This window comes from Rhodococcus sp. IEGM1428 (assembly GCF_050321865.1).
Lineage (GTDB): Bacteria > Actinomycetota > Actinomycetes > Mycobacteriales > Mycobacteriaceae > Rhodococcoides.
This window is the reverse complement of record NZ_JBNQFW010000013.1, coordinates 22386-42359: the sequence shown is the minus strand read 5'-3', so window position 1 is coordinate 42359 and position 19974 is coordinate 22386. Positions and strand designations below refer to the sequence as shown.

Below are 19974 nucleotides of genomic sequence, written 5' to 3'. Positions count from 1 at the left end.
ACGAACACACAGTCCGAAGGCCTCAAGGGCAACTGTTCCAGCCTATCCCAGCTTGGTCTCGGACACAAGGCCCGACTCTTGGGGGATAAAACCTGCCGAGCCACACGTCCAACCTCGTTCACCCTGTCCGTGAAGACCGGGTCGGTGTCCGTCGCTCTGACTCGACAAAAGTTACGCCACCAACCCCACCAACGCAAATCGGCAGGTCAGGAGTGTCCACAGCAAGATCGACCCCGTTGGACGCCTGAATCAGGTAAGCAAGGCGTCGCGCGCGAATCGCCGCGACCAGCTCGGCGAGTCCGATACACCCTGCCGGAAGTAGAACTGCGGACCGTGGGCACCGATGAGGTCGAGGAAGCTCACTGTGGCCTGCGCCGCGAACTGCGCGTCGAACACACCGGAATCCTCACTTGCCCAACCCAGCTCGGCCACGGTCTCGATCAGCATTTCGTTGCGATGGGTGGAGGAGGCAGATGCAGCGAGCGAGATCAGGAAGAGCGTCGCGGCGTCGGTCTCGTACGTCTCCTTACCCAACGGGAGTCGCGAGGCTGCATGTCGCCACAGCCCGACTGGGTCGCCGGCCAAGCTCGCCCCAAGCTTCGTGCGCATCAGTCGCCCTTTGGACACCCGAGTCAATCCGAGGTGTCGCACGGCTTCGCGAAGGTCGGTCACCTGATGGTGGTCGATCTCGCGATTGCTCGTTCCGACCCATCCGAGACCCCAGTCGAGCTCTTCTCGGATCGCCGCGATGAGTGCGGGCTTGAGATAGCCGGCATCTGTCAGGACAACTCCGGCGTCGCCGATCCGGCCGAGGAACCACACCAACTTGGCCATCGCGATCTCCGCCACCGGAAGATCCACCGAACTCTCGATGGTGAGTTCGCATCGGGGTAACAGCGCCATCAAGGAAGGCACTTCCGTGGGACGCACGCGATCGAAGAGTCTGCCGATAGCGGGTGCCGTCGCCACCGCCTCGGCGAGAACCGAGCGTCCCGTGTCGAGCGCGTGCAACTTTCTGTTGACCGCACCGACGTCGAACCGGTAGGGGTTGAATGCCGGACCCCACCTCTCGAGCAGGCGGGGAAATTCGGGATCGGCTGGATCGGCAGCGATGTCGAGATCCTGCGCATAATGCGACGGCCCGCCGCAATCCTCGGGCGGGCACGCGCGAGCTCCATCGAGGCAGACCGATCGCAGGTCGTCGATGTCGGAATCGATCTGCTCCAGAACGATGGTGTGTGTCCATCCGTCACCGAAGTCGTACTCGTAGATCAGCACGGATCCGCGCACCGTGAGCACCTCGTCGAGTCGAACCCGCTCTTCGCTCACTGCCTCGTCGTCCGGTTCGTGATCGAGTGTCTCGGCCATCTCGAAGCGACGCATCGCACCGACGGTTCCGATGCTGAAGGCGTGCATGTGCCGGTCTTCCCACCCCAGCACGCATTGCAACACCGAGTGCAGTTCTGACAGCAGCAAGTCCGAGCGCACCCGCACCCGACGCCAAATCTCCGGTCGCGTGTGATCGATGGTCACACCGAGCACCAGGCTGACCAGGCTTCGCCCCGTAACCTGTGTCGTACCGCCGTCCGATAGCTCCCCGGGATCGGGCAGATCCGGGACCACCGACAAGTGCCGGACGCGGCCGGTTCTGATCGACATGCGATCGACCTTAGCCGGATCGATGCGTCGGACACAGGCGTCGGACCCCGTGAGGCGATCCGACCCGTGCTGCGAGCACACGGCCGTCACCTACCCTCGAACCGTGCCGACCTTGCGTGCCCTCGAATGCTTCGTCACCGTCGTAGAGTGCGGCTCGGTCACCGCCGCGTCGGTGCGCCTGCACCTCTCGCAACCCGCCCTGTCGCATCAGTTGGCCGCGTTGGAAACCGAGATCGGCACATCCCTTCTCGAGCGGCTCCCTCGCGGTGTTCGTCCCACCCCTACCGGATTGGCAATACTCGCTGACGCCGAAGCCGCACTGGCAGCGGCCGATCGGGTGGTCGAGACCGGACGAGCCGTGGCCGACGGTTCTCGCGGACGACTGCGGCTGGCCTGTGTGGAAACGATGACAGTTCCCGTGGTCGCTCCGATCGTGCGCACGTGGGCCCGCAAGTATCGCAACGTCGACGTGGAGCTTTCCGAACACAGCAGCGCCGACGCCATGGCCGACTCCGTGACCGGCGGCGCATCCGACCTGGCCGTCGGCCCAGCGTCGGATCGATTCACCGGGCAGGTCACCGAGATCGGCACCGAGGACATCGTCGCGGTGATACCCGAGGGCCTCGACCTCACCGACGAGCCGAGCATCTCGTGGAACGACCTCCGCGGTAGACCGATGGTCCACTACCACCCGTCGAATGGACTCGGAGCGTGGATAGACGCCGAGGCCGCGGCGCACGATGTTTTCCCGACGGTCAGCACGCGCACTCGAAGCGCCACTACCGCAGCGCAATTGGCCCGCGCAGGCTTGGGGACTGCGCTGGTGCCGACGTCTGCTCTGCCTGACCGATTCGACGGCGTCGTCAAGCCCCTACAACCGAACCTACGTCGCACCGTGGTCGCAATGGTCGGATCGCCGAGTGACGCCTTGGTTCAGCGGTTCGTCGCCGACCTGCTCCGCCGCGGGATTCCAGCCGGCCCGCCGCGATGACATGCGTCAGCTCGTCCCCACCAGCAACAACAACCCGAGCGACACCCGCCTCAGACGAACCGTCCTCCGCCGTCGACGTGCACGGTGGTACCGGTGACGAATGTGTTGGTGAGCGCGAAGAGCACCGCGGCCACCACGTCGTCCGGCCGGCCGACCCGACCTGCAGGATTGGCTCGCGCTGTCTCGGCGAAGAACGAGTCCTTCCCTGCTCCCATCGAATCCCACGCGCCGGAATCGACGATGCCCGGCGACACCGCGTTGACCCGAATCGGAGCCAATTCGACCGCGAGCGCCTCCACGAGAAACGCCACGGCCCCGTTGGTCGTCGCCATCACCGAGAGACCGGGTGCCGGCTTCCACGCGGCCACCCCGGAGAAGAACAGTAGCGAGCCGCCCTCCGCAATACTCGAAGCGAAATGCTTGGCCAGCACAATGGGCCCGATCACTTTCGTGTCGAACGCCTTTCGGATGTCGGCGACGTCGAGGTCGGCGACCGAACCGTTCGCGTGATCGGCCGCGAGACTCACCACGTGATCGACCGATCCGACCTCCGCGGCCGCTGCTGCGATCGATTCCTCGTCGGTCAGATCGACGATCACCGAGGTTGCCCTTGGACCCATCGCCGCGGCCGCGTCGTTCAGCACATCCGGACGTCGACCGGCGAGGATCACCTCGCCTCCCCCGTCGACGATCTCGGCAGCAACGGCCCGCCCGATTCCCGACGCTCCACCTATCAGCAGTACTCGCATGACACATCACCCTTCGCTCGATTGGTACCTCACCAGCCAAGCGAAGAGTTCACCGTCGGACAATCGTAATTACCTACCACTGCCATAAATGAAATCGATGGATCCGAGGCTACGATCCGTTTGTCGTCAAGCCGTCGTTGATCGCTGTGACGTCGAAGGCCAAGGCGTCGAGCTGAGATGCCAACGTCGTTACCGTCAACTGCACCAAGTACTGGGTATCGACGCCCAGCAACACGTACCGAGTCGTCACCGCTGCTTCGAGCTGTTGCGCGACGTAGGAGCCCCGAATGAATCGCGACGGCCAACCGAGCCACGACGCCGTACTCGCCTCGCGCTCCACCCAGCCGGGCATCGCACGCCCGTCTCCGAAACCCAACGCCATCAACGATTCCGGATCGATCGTGTGCGAGAGGGCACCGACGAGAAGCACAGCATTGGGAGCGAATCCGTTCTCCACGAGATTCGGTTCCACGATCACCTGGGTGGCACCGGGAAACTGCGCCGGATCGAGCGTCTGCCAGCCTGCAGGCACCGGCACGGTGATGCCCAGCTCTGCCGCCGCGGCACCGTCGAGCGGGGACACCCGTATCGCGTGCGCGTTCAAGTACTCGGCAATCGTGGTGGGTTCGGTCGGCTCCGGCGACTGGGCGTCGTTCACAGCATGGGCCTTTCGGTGGCGGACGAATCACTGGCACGCAGAGGCTACCTGCGCCGATGCGGGCCTCGACAATCGCTAGAGGCAGTGCCCCGCGGGAAGCCGATCACTGCGCGACTCCAGCCAGTCACCGATCGCGTCGAGCATGGCGGTTCCGTCGGTGAACGAACCCGAATCCGGTTGCGCCGCAATCGCTACACCGACACGTCCAGCAACGGTGGTGACGATACCGACTTGTCGCACGACGTAGCCACCATCCGCGCGCGGTCCCCAGCCGCCTTTGAACGCTGCGTCGGACAGCAAGCCCAGGCCCCATTGCTGTTCCGGCACAACATTGTTCATCATCTCGACCACGGGTTCCGCATCCGGAATACACGACAAAGCGGCCGCGAACGTCGCCTGGTCCTGCGTAGACCATTCGGTCTGCCCGAACGCGCTGAATTCGGGACGGATCCGCTCCCTCTGAATCGTCGTGGCAGAGTCACCGCCTTGCCGCAGAACCGACTCGACCGCGGCACCCGCAGCAGCGGAATCACCCAGCGAACCCCACAGCGCGTCGGCCGCCGCGTTGTCGGAGCTTTCGATCGCCGCTGCGGCGTCGGCCAGCACCGCGTCACCGCCATTGCGTAGAGCGGCGACGGCCATCGGTACTTTGACCGTCGACCACGCGACACCGGAGGTCCACGTTCCGAGCACGGTGGCCGGACCGCCGCCGACCGGAACCAGAGCAAGGCCGATGGGGCCACCTGCCGCGGATTCGAGTACACCGAACTCCTCAGCGAGATCGGCGACAGGCAACGGTTCGACCGGAACTGCGGTGCTCCACACTCCAGGGTCCGACGTCGGTCGGTCCGACCGGGGCGTCGGCAGGGACGTCGACTCGGCGACCCCCGACGTATCCGTCGCAGTGCCGTCGTCCGTGGCAATCGTGCAACCGGAGACCAGCAGCGCAAGCGAAAGAGCGACCGCGTAGAAGCTTCCGGTGCCGCGGTGCATCGACCTAGAAGAGGTAGACAACAGCGTTCTCGCCACCGGTGCACGTCACCAACTGCGCGGACGACACGCAGTTCATCTCGTACCGCTTGCCGGTGACAGGACTGCTGGCCACCACCATTCTGGAATTACGATCCGAGCCGCCACGCGTGTAGGCCAACCGCACTTCCTCGGCGAACGGGCACGACGTTGCCGTCGACCCCACTGCCGAACCCCGAAGGCCGCCGGTCGACGCAACGGTGGCCGGGCAGGTCTGCGCACCCGCCGGCAGAGTCGTCACGCCCGATTCCTGTCCACCCGTCGACGAGGAGCCCGGCACCGCGCCCGAAGCGCTGCCGTCGCTCTCCACCGACGGCGGTGCGGCACTCGCCGACGCCACGGCTGGACTGGCGTCGTCGCGCAGCGTCAACCAGGCGAACACTCCCCCGAGAATCAGTGCTACCGCCACCAGAACGGCAACGACGATCCAGAGACCGCCGTTTCCATTGCGCGGCGACTGCGGCGGACCACCCGCGAACACCGGCGGGAAGGGAACTGCGCCGGGCCCTCCCGACTGCGCTGCAACATTGGGCTGCACTGCGGCACGCGGCGGGCGAAGGGGACGACCGGACGGAGACGGGGAATCGGAAGCCCCGGAGTCGGCAGTGTCCGGTGAATACCCCGGCGGTGGAATCACTCGATCGGACGGATTCGGCTGCGCGCCGTACTGCCCGTAGGCGCGCTGCGAGGGGTCCCCCGAACCTGGATAGCTCATGGTGTCCTTCTGCCGATGATGGGGCCAGCCTTTCACACAGGGTCGAAAAGAGCAGACCGGACGTTACAGTCCGGCGCGGAGTGCGGTGAGTTCTTCCAGGTAGCGTGCGACCGCGTCGTCGTCGTTGCATCCGAGGACTCGATCCGCGACGGCAAGCACCGGCACCGCGGCATTCGACGGACACAACGCCGTGCCCGCCCATGCGAGCATCGGCAAATCGTTGCGCGCATCTCCCACTGCTGCAACCGAATCCGCCGATACACCCCACTGCTCACACAACTGCTGCAGCGCGCTTGCCTTCGAGACTCCCGCAGCGGACATCTCGATGTACGGCGCACCCGAGTGCGTCAACTCCACCCCGGTCAGGCCGGCCGCAGCGACGAGCTCGTACAGGGCCTCACTGCTTGTATCCCTGTGCCGGGCAACAATTTTGACCGTCGGCTCGACCTCGACCGACAAGCCGTGATCGGAGAGTTCCATCTCGTGGGGTTGCCGATGATGGTCGGCGAACACGCACAGTTCCGCATACCCGGCCTCTGCCACGAATCGAGTGGCACCGACGGTCGCGAATGCCACGCCGGGTACGAGAGACCGCACAGCCGACTTGACCGACGCGACCGTCTCGGCCGGTACCGATCTGGTACCGACGATGTTCGGGGTACCGTCGGCCAGATCGAGAACCACGGCCCCGTTGGCCCCGATAGCCGTCCCACGGAATCCGCAGGACGCAGCGAGTTCGTCGATGGAGTGCCGCGCCCGTGCGCTCGCCCACACCACCCTGATTCCGGCGGCGTCGGCACCGGCCATCGCGTCGGCCGTGCGCGCCGAAATCGTTCGGTCCGAACGCAACAGCGTGCCGTCGAGGTCGGTTGCGACCACAACGACGTCTTCGGCTCTGTTCACGTCACCGATACTGCCAGGTGTCGCTGCCTCAGCCGGCGACCAACGTCAGAACGGAGATCTCACTCGGTGCGAACACCCGAAACGGCGAACCCCAGAAGCCCGATCCGCGGCTGGTGTAGAGCTGAGTTCGGTCGCCATGACTGCTCAGTCCGTGTACGACCGGCTGGTCGAGGCGGACCAACGCCGAGAACGGCCAGATCTGGCCGCCGTGCGTGTGACCGGACACCTGCAGATCGACACCTGCCAGGACGGCGTCGCCGATCTGTTTGGGCTGATGGGCCAGCAACAAAACAGGCGTCGAGGGATCGGTACCTGCGAGAGCTCGAGGAAGATCGGCACCGTGGCCTGGCGCACCGGAACCCTTCGCCGTGGCGTCGTCGACTCCGGCGATGATCAGGGCATCGTCACCGCGATGGAGCACCACGTGCCGATTGTGCAGAGAGTTCCACCCGATGCTCTCCATGTGATCGAGCCACTCCTGCGCCTCGCCGAAGTACTCGTGATTGCCGGTGACGTACACGCGCGCCGATGTGGCGAGCATGGATTCGAGCGGTTCTGCCTGCTGTCGACGCCGATCGACCGAACCGTCGGCGATGTCTCCCACATGGGCCAACACATCGGGTTCGAGCGCATTGACCGCATCGGTCAATCGGTGCGACCACGTTGTCCGATCGAGCGGACCGAAATGTGTGTCGGTCACCAGAACTACTCGCAGACCGTCGAATCGAGGGCCGAGCCGATCGATCCGCACTGTCGTGTGCCGTACCCGCGGTGTGCGCATCGCCTCGTAGTGTCCCCACAGGGCAAGGACCACCACGATTCCCACGGTCGAAACCGACACGATCCGCGACCGCACCGGGTCGTCGACTCCGGCGAACCACAGGCCGAGCCGCAGCAGCAACGACAGCGCCGACCACACGAATGCGATCCAGACCAGACCGAGCAGCACGTCTCCGACGCGCGCCCAGGCATCTTTGCTTTGCCCCTCGGGACCGGGCCGGTGGCCCATGTACATCGACGTGGGCAGCGCGAGGAACGCGGCGACCGCAACCGAGGTCCCGACGACCTGCGCAGCCGATCCCCACTGTGCGCCTGCGAACACAACCGTCCACGTCGGCAGCGCGAAAAGTACCGCGCAGACCGAGAACACGACGGTGGGCACCACGATCCGGCGGCGACGCGAACGCGAGGGTGGGGCCGGCCGGTCCGGTTGCTGCGTCTGGCGATCTGTCATCGGCGGGCGCTACGGTCGACGCCGGGTGGTGTAGCCGCGGAGTCCGTTGAGCGGGAGTTCGTGCTCGGCGATCTTCTGGTCCTCCGATTCTTCGAGACCGACGCTCGTCTCGACGTCGGTCTTCTCGGGCTCCACCGGACTCTCGTCCGCCCCGTTCGACTCGGTAGCGACGGACTCGGTAGTGCTGGACTCGGTAGTGCTGGACTCGGGCGGCACGACGCTCGGCGTGGTCTCGTCTGGAGCCGCAGCCTCCTCCCCTGCCCCTGCAGGTGATTTCGTTTCGGCGTCGGCCGAATGTTCGGCCTCTGCGGGTGCCTGCTTCTCGAGCTTGGGCTGCGTGGATCCGTTGGTCATCGGCGATCGACTCGGCGTCGAAGACCCGTTCGGGTGTGCAGAGCCACGGGAAGCGGCGGACCCGCCTGATCCGTTGGTCGCGTGAGCACCGTTGGTTCCCGACCCGTTGGTCGGCGTCGGAGTCGATGTTTCTCGGTCTCCGGAGTTGGTCTCGGTCGGGATGTCGATGTGCGGCATGGTCCACAGGGACAACACCGACCGATGGTGCACCGAAGAGTCGTCGGTGGACGAGGTGTCGAAGGCACCGGAGTCGTCGAACTGCGAGGCCTCGAGCGGCACCGGCGTCCACGCTTCATCGGAAGACGTAACGCCGTCCACCACAACGCTGTTCGGCTTGATCCCCAGCTGCGCCAACGTTGCCCAGAGACTTTCCAACGCCGCATCACGGTCGAGGTAGTACTCCGATTCACGCACCCGCCAGAACGTCCAGCCGCAGCGCTTGAGTTCCTGCTCACGCTGCAGATCGGCCAACCGCTGCGCCGAGGTGGACAGGAAGGTGTCGCCGTCGCACTCCACCGCCAGCCGCGAGGATTCCCCGGTGACCACGAGGCCCAGACGCCGATTGTTCACCATCACACCGGGATTGACGTGAAATCCACGTTCGACGAGGTCGCTCCACAGCTGCTGTTCGAGAAGCGTCTCGAAGGGTGCCGTCCGGACCTCACGTGAGACGTTCACCGGCATCGGGTCGGCCGGTGCGGGCGAAACGGAAGTGACATAGCTCAGCAACGAGTTGCGCAGGTCCGCTCGCTTGAGGCGGTCGACCGTCACCGAGTGGAAGAGCCACAACTGATCCTGCGCCCGCGAGGCCGCCACGTTGAACCGCCGCTTGTACTGGTTGGCGGTGAGGGTGGCGAAATTCTGGTCGGGTGCCACCACCATCGAGAGAAACACGACGTTACGTTCGTCTCCCTGGAAGTCCGGCGGCGTGCCGACGCGCAGCCGCCGCTGCTCCCACTGTTCGATGCCGATGCGCTTGATCAACTCGTTGCGAATCTCGTCGACCTGCGACTGTCCTTGCAGCACAACGACGCCGAAGGTCAAGTTGTCGTACGAGGGATCCTCGAGGCAGTCGGCGATCTGTTGAGCGATCGCAACGGCCTCGGTGCGGTTGACGAGCGACGCATTCTTTCCGGTCACCGTCGCACCGCGAACGTACGTGTGCCGCAACGGCGGTAACCGATCCGCCCCGAACTGCCGCACGGGAACGAGCGGTGAGTCTCCGTAGAACTGCTGACTCGACCAATTGATGATCTCGGGCATCGACCGGAAGTGCTCGCGTAACCGCACCACCTGGCCGAACCTGGTGCGCAACATGGAGAACAGACTCGACCTCGGTGTCAGAGTCGCCCGTACGTGTTCGGGCAGATCGGGCAGGTAGACGTCCAAACGATCGAACACGTCCTCGAGGGTGCCGGTCTGCATGACGTCGGCGGGGGCGCACTGCCGGTCGTCACCCACCACGATCACGCGAGGCGCGAGATACAGCAGGAAGAGGCTGGTGATGTCGGCCTGGCTGGCCTCGTCGACGATGACGACGTCGAAGCTACCCGGTACCGGCGGAATCGACGCCAGCACCTGCGAGAGCGGCATGACCCAGGCAGGCACCGCGCTCTGCGCCTCGCGCATCGCCGATCGTGCTGCACTGCGGTAGGTTTCGGCGTACTTGCCGGCCCCGGATCCGATGCTGGAGATGTGCTCGCGGTAGGTCTGCAACGCACGGACCTCGACGGCTGTCATACGCTCGAGACTGTTGCGCCACGCACTCGCGGCAGCGAGACGGGTAGTGAGATACGCGATATCGGTATCGGCAGCGGCCAATTCCGCTTCGAGTTGCTGTTCGAGACCGCCATGATGCTGCTCGCCGACCCACTCGCGAGCACGACGCCACGCCCAGGCCTTCGACATCTGCCAACTGAGCTCGTCCCATTCGAGGTCGGCGGCGGTGTCCTCGACCAGATCGAACAGGGCGGGTGCCACCGCGGACAATGACGCCGACATCGATTCGAGCAGGAGTTGATCTTCTTGCTCGGCACATGCCTGCGAATACGAGGCAACGGCGGCAGCCAATTCCACCGGATCGGCGGTGCTCAACGCACTCACCAGGGTCGAGCCCTCGGGCGACGGCCCGGCATCGATGCGAGTGGCGACCGAGAACTGCAGGGCCTCGAGTTCGGCACGCGCGGCGTCGATGTCCGCTCGCTGGGCGATGGCGTCGGCAGCTCCGGCGACCTCGTGAGCCTCGGCCAGGCTTCGAATCCACGGTGCCGCAGGGGAAATGGCGTAGAGACGGTGCACCAGAGCGTCACGTGCGGACACCACCTGCGCCACCAGGCCGAGCCGATCGACGATGCGCGCCACGTCGTTCACACGAATCGAACGCGTTCCGTCGAGCGGAACGATGATCGCAAGGTCGGCCAGCAGCACCGCTGCGCTCTGCACGGAGTCCAGCGCGCGGAGGTGTTCGGCCACCAGACGCGCCGCCATCGCCGTTGTCGCGGGCTGTCCATCGACCGTGGCCACGATGTCGAGAGCCTCGACGGCTTTCTGTTCCTCGCTGCGACGGAACCGCGGCTTCCATTCGACACCCGACTCCAGTGCTCCGGCGAGCGCATCCATCGCCGCCAGCGCCGCCGACGGACTCGACGAACACTGCACGTCGTGTGCACCGACGTAGCGATCCGACGCAGCTGCCGTCTCCACCATCAGGTCCAGTCCGCTGACCCGGGACCACAGGTGCGCGGCTTCGCCGGACAGCACCGAATCGGTCAGGCGCGAATAGGAATCGTCGAGTTCGACCACCGCTCGAACTCGGGCGGCAAGTTCTTCGCACAGTTGCCTGATCTCGGCGGACACCGCCGGCTGCACGCCGTCGAGCAGCGCGATGAGGGACTGGGCCTGGGGCGAGACAGCGTCGATCTGCGCGCCTGCACGCTGGCAGAGCGCCGCGAGTTCGGCCGAAGTCGGCAGCATCGTCTCCGGGCGGGGCAGCACCTGGCGAGAGCGCAGCTCACGATTCTCGTCCGAGGTCGCGATCAACGTGCGCAAGCGATCGACCTGGGCACCGTCGAGTGGTGGCCGGTCGGCCAGCAGCGGGCCCGGCAGCCACTCGTGTGAGCCCTCGGCCGCTTTGACCTTGCGCACGATCGACGACACCGTGCCGTCGTATCCGTCCGAAACATACTCGTGCACAACAGTTTCGGACTCACGGAGCGCGCTGACGCGGTCCAGCAGCTCGGCTCGCCGAGAGAGAGCCGCCGCACGCTGCGTCGTCAGCGCCTCGATCTTCTGCACCTCGCTGGCCTCGTCGAACGAGGTCTTGCGTTCGGCTATCTTCGCGACGCTGCGGTTGAGCTCGTCCGAACCACCGCGAGAGAGGTCGGTGATGGACACGCAGAGCTCCTGCAGCTCCGGCGGCAGTTTGTCACGCAGCACCCGCAAAGCTTGTGACTTTTCACTAGTGACCAGAACCCGCTGACCGCGCGCCAGCAGACCTGACATCAGGTTCGCGATGGTGTGGGTCTTGCCCGTACCGGGTGGCCCCTCGACCACGACACCGCTGTCGCGTCCGAGACGTTCGATGATCTGCGACTGCTCCGCGTTCGCCGGCAACGGAAACAGAGGATCCTCGGCCAGTACCGCCGACTCACCTGCTCCGGTGCGCTCGAGCCACGCCAACCGATCGGCCGGTTCGATGGCATCGACGAGCTGCGCGAGACCCAGCGGTACCGGGGAGTCGGCGAACTCGAGATCGGCGATCATCTGCTCGTAGTACTCGACCAACGCAAACGAGTTGCGGGTACGGAGTACGAGGGCAGGCGAGATGGTCAGTGTTCGGTCGTCGTCGATGTAAGCGAGAGCTCCGGGTGGTCCGACCCGATCGAGTACCTCGATCTCGTGCCGCGGAACTCGCGCAGCCCAGGTTCGGAGGAACTGCTCCATTCCTGCTCCGAGAGGCGAAGTGACCGAGTCGTGGAGTTGCTGCGCCAGGTCAACCGATCCGGAAGTATCGAATTCGTTCGAGCCCGTCAGCAGCTGCCCGTCCTCGAGCCGCGGGTTTGTGTTCGCCGCGAGACGTACCAGCAGGTCACCGGTACGAACATCCCGCTCGATGTTGGCAGGCTGCGTGACCAGGTGGGTACGCACACTGCGCTGCGGATCGACGTTGCTCGACGTCAGCAACCCCGACGCCACCACCAGTTCGATCGACTCCGGCCGGGACGCGAGCTCTTGCATCATCAACTGCAGGGCCTGGTAGATCGCGGCCTGGGGACGCCGCTCCCGGTCCTCCTGCGCCCATTCCTTCCACGACTGCGAGTACTCCTCGAAAGCCTTCTTGATCTCGTACGCCTTGCGGATGTCGAAGTCGGCATCGGACTCCTGCGCCTCCGCACGACGGCGGGACGTCACCGACGCCGCATCGGCCAGCTCCAGCTCGCGGTAGCGGCTGTCGGCGACGATCTGAGGATCGAGCCACCCCGACAGCAGCTCGGGTGGCGCGGGCGGCTCGTCGACCGCGATGCGCGGCGCACGGAGCACCACGCCACCCTGCTTGGCCAGCAGATCGAGCTGCATGGGCACGTCACCGGAATGCACCCACTCGACCTGGACGTGATCGTCGAATCGCAGAACAGGGTTCGATCTCGCCTCGACGATCTCGCGAAGGAAGCGCAGCAGGCGTTGCACCCTGCTCTTGAGCTCGTCGTCGTGTTCACGACCGGTAGCCGCTGCAGCCGTCACAGTTTCCCCACAGATACTCGAATGGTGGTCCCATTTCAGGGACAGTGCTTGCGCACCCCGGCCACACTAGCCGCTCGACAGCAGTTGTTCACCGCGTGCTGAGCACACAGAATGCGTTCTAGTGCCCGGTCACAAAGACCGAGTTTCGGTGGCCGTATGCACCACAGCGGAACACCCCGATCCACTCCCTCGGCGCCCGCTCGAATCCGCACGATCACGCGAGTTCCGCAGCGGGGTGAGATTCGCACGTTCATCCGCACGGAACCGTGCGCACAATGACGTATAAAGACTGAATGCCTGCTGCGCCGGAGTCCGATGGCGACCTTCCGAATCGGGAGCTGCCGATCACCCCACGCGGGCTACGAACTCGATCCTCGCTCGTCGCGGCCGCCCGACGCGTCTTCGAGGAGAGCGGATACCTCGATTCCCGACTGATCGACATCACCCGCGCTGCTCGGTGCTCCGCCGGAACCTTCTACACCTACTTCACCAGCAAAGAAGAAATCCTGGCCGCGGTGCTAGAACAGGCCAGGGACGACATGCTGCACCCCGGAACGGAACGGGTGGATCCCCACGAAAATCCGGTTGCCGTGATCGCAGCGAGCAATCGCGCCTACTTCGAGGCGTACCAGCGCAACGCGAAGCTGATGGCCCTGCTCGAACAGGTCTCGAACATCGATCCCGAATTTCGCCGGCTACGCCGCGAGCGCGCCGACGCCTTCGTCAGACGCAACGCTCGCAGCATCGAGAGCCTGCAGAACCGAGGCCTGGCCGACACCGAACTCGATCCACTTCTCGCCTCCCGAGCCCTCTCTTCGATGATCAGTCGGCTCGCGTTCAATCACTTCGTCGTCGACGCCGCCGGCGGTCGGGCCGCGGCGGACTACGAGGCTCTGCTCGAGACCGCGACGAGGCTGTGGGTCAACGCGCTGCGGCTGCCGTTCACCGACGACGGGGACGCCGAGCGAGGGCTGGATGCGTGACGTATCGGCTTACTCGAGGGGACTCGGCCGAGTTGTACCCACCGGTAATGTACTCGCCGGTAGGAACGTAGGTGTCCGAACAGCGAATTAGCTGTTACGCCAACGCTACTCGCGGGTACGAGAGTGTTACTGCCCGGTAGCACCGTCCGGAAGGAGTCGAAATAGGTTGTCACAGAGGATAATTCCGATCTTGGTGATCAATCACACTCACGCCGAACGTCGTTGGCGATGCACGGGGGCGCATTGCAGTTAGAATAGGTCGGTCGGAGTGCTGCATGAGCGTAGGAGTGGAGCCTGCGGAACGACCCAGTGACGTAGGAGTGGAGCCTGCGGAACGACCCGATGACACATGAACGGACATGCTCAGCACCAGTCCACGTTCCATCGAGAGTGCACCGACGAAGTGCGCCCATACCGAGCGAAGAGAGATACGTTGTTCAAGCGGATTGCAGTAGTCAACCGAGGCGAGGCAGCAGTACGGCTGATCCGAGCCGTCCGAGAGCTCAACGCCGAACACGATTACGGCATCCGCACCGTAGCGCTGCACACCGAGGCGGAGAAGCGGGCCATGTTCGTCCGCCAGGCCGACGAGGCCGTCACGCTGCGTAAGCCTGCGAGCGGCTCGGCGTACCTCGACTACAGCGTCCTCGAGGCGGCGCTGGTGGAGTCCGGTGCCGACGCAGTGTGGGTCGGGTGGGGCTTCGTCGCCGAGGACCCGACGTTCGCGGACCTCGTCGCCCGACTGAACATCACCTTCATCGGCCCGTCAGCGGACGCGATGCGTCTGCTCGGCGACAAGGTCGAGGCCAAGATCCTCGCCGAAAAGGTCGGCGTCCCCGTCGCACCGTGGTCCGGTGGACCGGTCGAGACCCGCGCCGATGCCCGTCGTCACGCAGCGGCGATCGGCTACCCGCTGATCATCAAGGCCCGCTCCGGCGGCGGTGGCCGCGGTATCCGCAAGGTCTTCCACGAGGACGAACTCGAACTCTCCCTCGAGCGCACCCAGGGCGAGGCCGAGCGTTCGTTCGGCGACCCCGTCGTCTTCCTGGAGCGTCTGGTCACCGATGCCCGCCACGTCGAGGTACAGGTCATCGCCGACAGCCACGGCAACGTGTGGGCTCCGGGTGTGCGCGACTGCTCGATCCAGCGCCGCAATCAGAAGGTCATCGAGGAGTCCTCCTCGCCGCTGCTGACCCAGGAACAGGCCGATCAGCTGCGCACGGCCTCGGCCGAGCTCGTCAAGGCCGCCGGCTACCAGGGCGCAGGCACCGTTGAGTACCTGTACCAGCCCGAGCAGAAGATCTTCACCTTCCTCGAGGTCAACACCCGCCTGCAGGTCGAGCACCCCATCACCGAGTACACCACCGGCATCGACCTGGTGAAGCTGCAGATCCTCGTCGCAGACGGTCAACCACTGCCCGGCGAGTGCCCCACCGAGTTCGGTCACGCCGTCGAGGCCCGCCTCAATGCCGAGGACGCCGACAACGGCTTCGCACCGGCACCGGGCACGGTCGAGCTGCTCAAGTTCCCGCTCGGCACCGGCATCCGCGTCGACACCGGTATCGCCCAGGGCGACGTGATCCCGCCCGACTACGACTCGATGGTCGCCAAGGTGATCGCCTGGGGCCGTGACCGCAGCGAAGCGTTGGCTCGCTTGCGTAACGCACTACGCGAGACCACCGTCGTCATCGACGGCGGCACCACCACCAAGTCGTTCCTGCTGAGCCTGCTCGACCGCGAGGAAGTCATCTCCGCGTCCGCCGACACCGGCTGGCTCGACCGCACCGAGGCCGGCTCCCAGGTGGGCCCGACGGCCGTCGCGGACATTGCCATCATCGCCGCGGCCATCGATGCCTACGACGCCGAGGAAGGCCGCGAGCGCACCGCGTTCCTCAACTCCGCTCGCGGTGGTCGTCCGCGCGCCACCCATGCCATCGGCCGCACCGTCGAACTGAACTACCAGGGCCAGGCATACAAGATCGAAGTAGGCCAGACCGGCACGCACCGCTACAGCATCGACGGAGATGCCATCGGGGAGTTGCAGGTCGACGTCGAACGCCTCGGCACCTACGAGAGCCGTCTGGTCATCGGCGACCGTCGCTACCAGGTCGTCACCGTCGCCGGAGCCGCCCACTTCCTCGTCGAGGTCGACGGCATCAGCCACCAGATCTCCCAGGACGAGGCCGGGCTGGTCCGCGCACCGGCCCCCGCCGTCGTCGTCGCCGTCCCGGTCGCCGTCGGAGACGAGGTCGAAGCGGGACAGACCCTCGTCGTCCTCGAGTCGATGAAGATGGAAACTGCCGTCCGGTCCCCGTACGCGGGCACCGTGCGTGAGGTACTGGCCTCGGTCAACGGACAGGTCGATGCCGGGGCGGCCCTGCTGCGCGTCGATCAGGCCGGTGAGCAGAAGGTCTCCGAGCAGGCACCGCGTGTGCAGTTCCGTGGCATCGACGACGCCGCGCAGCGCTCGCCGCAGCGCCGCGCCCTGGACCGCCTCGACGAGCTCGCCGCCCTCATCACCGGTTTCGACGTCAGCGGAGCCCGCGCACGAAACCTGTTGTCCACCTACGAGACTCTGCGCGCCGACGTGCCGCGGAACGACTCGGAGCTCGTCGGTGCCGAACTGTCGTTGCTCAACACATTCGCCGACATCTGCGAACTCTCGCGCAATCGACCGACGATGGACGAAGAAAGCAACGACGAGCGCGTACACTCCCCTCGCGAGCACTTCCACTCGTTCATGCAGTCGCTCGACGCAGACGTGCAGGGACTGCCGGAATCGTTCCGGGGCAAGCTCACTCGCGCCCTGGCACACTACGACGCCGCCATCGACGAAGGCCGCACACCCGAGCTCGAAGAAGCCGTCTACCGCGTCTTCCTCGCCCTGCAGCGCATGGAGAACCAGGTTCCGGTCATCGCTGCCCTGCTCGGCCACTGGCTCAGTGACTGCTCGGAACAACCCGACGCCACCCCGGCCATGGCCGAGGTACTCGAACGACTCATCGGTGCCACCCAGGCCCGCTACCCCGTCATCGGCGACGTCGCCCGCAACCTACGCTTCCGACTGTTCGACGAGCCACAGATCCGCACCGCACGAGAGAAGATCTACGACGGAGTCCGCGGCAGTCTGCAGTACCTCGCCGAGAACCCCGACGCCGCCGACTACTCGGCGCGCGTCGCCGCTCTCGTCGCTACCCCGGAACCGTTGATCGAGCTACTGGCACAACGGATCACCGATCCCGGTGCCCTGCTCGAGGTGATCACCCGCCAGTACTACGAGATCCGCACCCTCGAAGACGTCAAGGCCTTCGACCGCGACGGCAAGCACTTCGTCACCGGTAACTTCGAGCTCTCGGGCGAGCGACTGCACCTTGTCTCCACGGCTACCGACTTCGGTTCTCTCGCAGCCACACTCGACGCTGTCGAGGACATCGCCGGTCCGTCACCGGAGCACCTGGCCGTGGACCTCTACCTGTCCTGGCCGGACGCGCCGACGGACGGCGACGCCCTCTCGGAACAACTCCAGGCTGCACTGGCCGCGCACCCGAGCACCGGCCGCTGGCGTCGCGTCACCGTGACCGCCTTCGGATCCGCGACCCGAAAGATGACCTACCGCCGCACCACGGTCGAGGGATCCGAGCCCCTCGCCGAGGACACGATCATCCGGGACATGCACCCGCTGACCGGTCAGCGGCTCGACCTGTGGCGACTGAAGAACTTCGACGGAGTTCGCCTGCCTGCCAGTGCCGGAACGTACCTGTTCCACCTGACGTCGAAGGCCAACCCCTCCGACGAGCGACTGGTTGCCCTGGCCGAGATCCGCGGTGTCACAACACAGTTGGATGACACCGGCAACATCGTCGCCGTACCCGAGATCGAACGCACCGTCGCAGCCTGCCTCGACGGAATCCGCCGGGCCCAGGCCGGACGCGGCAAGAAGCGCCTCGACGCCAACCGCGTCGTGCTCTACGTCTGGCCGGTACTGAACGTGCCTGCCGACCGCATCGCCACCATCGCCCGGCACATCGCGCCGCTGACGATCGGTGCAGGCCTCGAAGAGATCACCCTCATCGCTCGCCTGGCCGAAACACCCGGCGCAACACCGCGAGAGGTCGCCTTGCGCCTGTCGTACCGATCCGGTGCAGGCATCGTCGCCAAGATCACCCCGCCGCCGACCGAGCCGATGCGTCCACTCGACGAGTACACCCAGAAGGTGCAACGCTCCCAGGCCCGCGGCACCGTATACCCGTACGAGCTGATTCCGTTGCTGAGCAGCAACGGTGGCACGTTCACCGAGTACGACTTCGACGCCGACGGCGTACTCGCACCGGTCGATCGTCCCTACGGCCGCAACACCGCAGGCGTCATCGTCGGTCTCGCGACCACACCGACCGCCAAGTACCCCGAGGGCATCACCCGCGTCGCACTGTTCGGCGACCCGACCAAGGCACTCGGCACCGTCGCCGAAGCCGAATGCTCGCGAATCGTCGCCGCCATCGACCTCGCCGAACAACTCGGCGCCCCCGTCGAGTGGTTCGCATTGTCCTCCGGCGCAACGATTTCCATGGAATCGGGCACCGAGAACATGGACTGGGTCTCGCGCGGCCTGCGTCGCATCATCACCTTCACCCAGGCCGGCGGTGAGATCAACATCGTCGTCGCAGGCATCAACGTCGGCGCACAGCCCTACTGGAACGCCGAAGCCACCATGCTCACCCACACCAAGGGCATCCTGGTCATGACCCCCGACAGCGCGATGGTGCTCACCGGAAAGCAGTCCCTGGACTACTCCGGTGGCGTCTCGGCCGAGGACAACTTCGGCATCGGCGGCTACGACCGCGTCATGGGCCCCAACGGCCAGGCACAGTACTGGGCACCGAACCTGCGGGCCGCGTGCGACATCCTGTTCGCGCACTACGACCACGCGTATGCCGCACCGGGAGAACGCTTCCCACGCCGCGCAGCCACCGCAGACCCGACCGAGCGCGACGTGCGCACCTACCCGCACGTGCACCCGTCGAGCGACTTCACCACCGTCGGCGACATCTTCTCCTCGGTCACCAACCCGGACCGCAAGAAGCCGTTCGACATTCGCACCGTGATGCGCGCCGTGGTGGACCAGGACCACTCGGTGCTCGAGCGCTGGGCCGACATGGCCGACGCCGACACCTCCGTGGTGTTCGACGCCCACCTCGCCGGAATCCCGGTGTCCGTCATCGGTATCGAGTCACGGGCCATCCCCCGCAAGGGCTGGTTCCCCTCCGACGGCCCCGATCAGTGGACCTCGGGCACCCTGTTCCCGAACTCGTCGAAGAAGACCGCACGCGCCATCAACGCCGCCAGCGGAAGCCGGCCGATCGTGGTGCTGGCCAACCTCTCCGGCTTCGACGGATCACCGGAATCGCTGCGGAACATCCAGCTCGAATACGGAGCCGAAATCGGCCGCGCCATCGTCAACTTCGACGGACCGGTCGTGTTCTGTGTCGTCTCGCGCTACCACGGCGGCGCGTTCGTGGTGTTCTCCGGAGCACTCAACGACAACATGGAAGTCCTCGCCGTCGAAGGCTCCTTCGCCTCCGTACTCGGCGGTGCCCCGGCAGCAGCAGTAGTGTTCACCCGCGACGTCAACGCCCGCACCGCAGCCGACTCCGAGGTCAAGGAACTCGAAGCACGACTGAACACAGCCGAGGACGACGCCACCCGCTCGGCACTGCGCGTCGAACTCGGCACCGTGCGAGCGAACGCCCGCAACGCCAAACTGGGTGAAGTGGCAGCCGAATTCGAGGCCATCCACAACATCCAGCGAGCGCAGAACGTCGGATCGGTGCACCACATCGTCCCCGCCGCCGAACTGCGCCCGCAGCTCGTCGCCGCCATCGAACGCGGAATGGCGCGGTCGCTGGCCAAGTAGGGCCTGGCTGGACGCAAACGCGCGCGCGTTTGCTGGACGCTCGCGGAA

Annotated in this window: 11 protein-coding genes; 3 read left to right on the top strand and 8 right to left on the bottom strand. The window is 65.7% G+C overall.

Annotated features, from left to right (window positions below):
- Positions 1-249 precede the first annotated feature (249 nt).
- A complete protein-coding gene (locus tag ACQR3T_RS28490; RefSeq protein ID WP_428695788.1) occupies positions 250-1659 on the bottom strand; it encodes a plasmid pRiA4b ORF-3 family protein in 1410 nt (469 codons plus the stop codon).
- 103 nt (positions 1660-1762) lie between these two features.
- Between ACQR3T_RS28490 and ACQR3T_RS28485 the strand changes: the two genes are divergently transcribed.
- On the top strand, positions 1763-2650 hold the full coding sequence (locus ACQR3T_RS28485; RefSeq protein ID WP_428695787.1) for a LysR family transcriptional regulator: 888 nt from the start codon (positions 1763-1765) through the stop codon (positions 2648-2650).
- 50 nt (positions 2651-2700) lie between these two features.
- On the opposite strand, the gene ACQR3T_RS28480 is transcribed toward ACQR3T_RS28485, so the two are convergent.
- The 7 genes from ACQR3T_RS28480 to ACQR3T_RS28450 all read right to left on the bottom strand — a co-directional run bounded on the left by ACQR3T_RS28480 (position 2701) and on the right by ACQR3T_RS28450 (position 13032).
- On the bottom strand, positions 2701-3399 hold the full coding sequence (locus ACQR3T_RS28480) for an SDR family oxidoreductase (protein WP_094617065.1): 699 nt from the start codon (positions 3397-3399) through the stop codon (positions 2701-2703).
- 109 nt (positions 3400-3508) lie between these two features.
- Positions 3509-4057 carry an LpqN/LpqT family lipoprotein gene (locus ACQR3T_RS28475; protein ID WP_428695786.1) on the bottom strand — a complete coding sequence of 183 codons (549 nt, stop codon included), beginning with the start codon at positions 4055-4057 and terminating at the stop codon, positions 3509-3511.
- Between the two features lie 75 nt (positions 4058-4132).
- Positions 4133-5050: a hypothetical protein gene (locus ACQR3T_RS28470; protein WP_428695785.1), complete on the bottom strand. Its 918-nt coding sequence runs from the start codon at positions 5048-5050 to the stop codon at positions 4133-4135.
- 4 nt (positions 5051-5054) lie between these two features.
- Positions 5055-5801 carry a hypothetical protein gene (locus ACQR3T_RS28465; RefSeq protein WP_428695784.1) on the bottom strand — a complete coding sequence of 249 codons (747 nt, stop codon included), beginning with the start codon at positions 5799-5801 and terminating at the stop codon, positions 5055-5057.
- A 63-nt stretch (positions 5802-5864) separates the two neighbouring features.
- Entirely contained in the window at positions 5865-6704 is an 840-nt protein-coding gene (locus ACQR3T_RS28460; protein WP_428695783.1) for an HAD family hydrolase, read from the bottom strand.
- 28 nt (positions 6705-6732) lie between these two features.
- Positions 6733-7938 (bottom strand): metallophosphoesterase, encoded by a 1206-nt coding sequence (locus ACQR3T_RS28455; protein ID WP_428695782.1) that lies wholly within the window; start codon positions 7936-7938, stop codon positions 6733-6735.
- A gap of 9 nt (positions 7939-7947) precedes the next feature.
- Entirely contained in the window at positions 7948-13032 is a 5085-nt protein-coding gene (locus ACQR3T_RS28450; protein ID WP_428695781.1) for an AAA domain-containing protein, read from the bottom strand.
- Between the two features lie 293 nt (positions 13033-13325).
- Between ACQR3T_RS28450 and ACQR3T_RS28445 the strand changes: the two genes are divergently transcribed.
- Positions 13326-14015, top strand: a complete 690-nt coding sequence (locus ACQR3T_RS28445; RefSeq protein WP_428695780.1) for a TetR/AcrR family transcriptional regulator — start codon at positions 13326-13328, stop codon at positions 14013-14015.
- Between the two features lie 433 nt (positions 14016-14448).
- Positions 14449-19926: a carboxyl transferase domain-containing protein gene (locus tag ACQR3T_RS28440; RefSeq protein WP_428695779.1), complete on the top strand. Its 5478-nt coding sequence runs from the start codon at positions 14449-14451 to the stop codon at positions 19924-19926.
- The last annotated feature ends 48 nt before the right edge of the window (positions 19927-19974 follow it).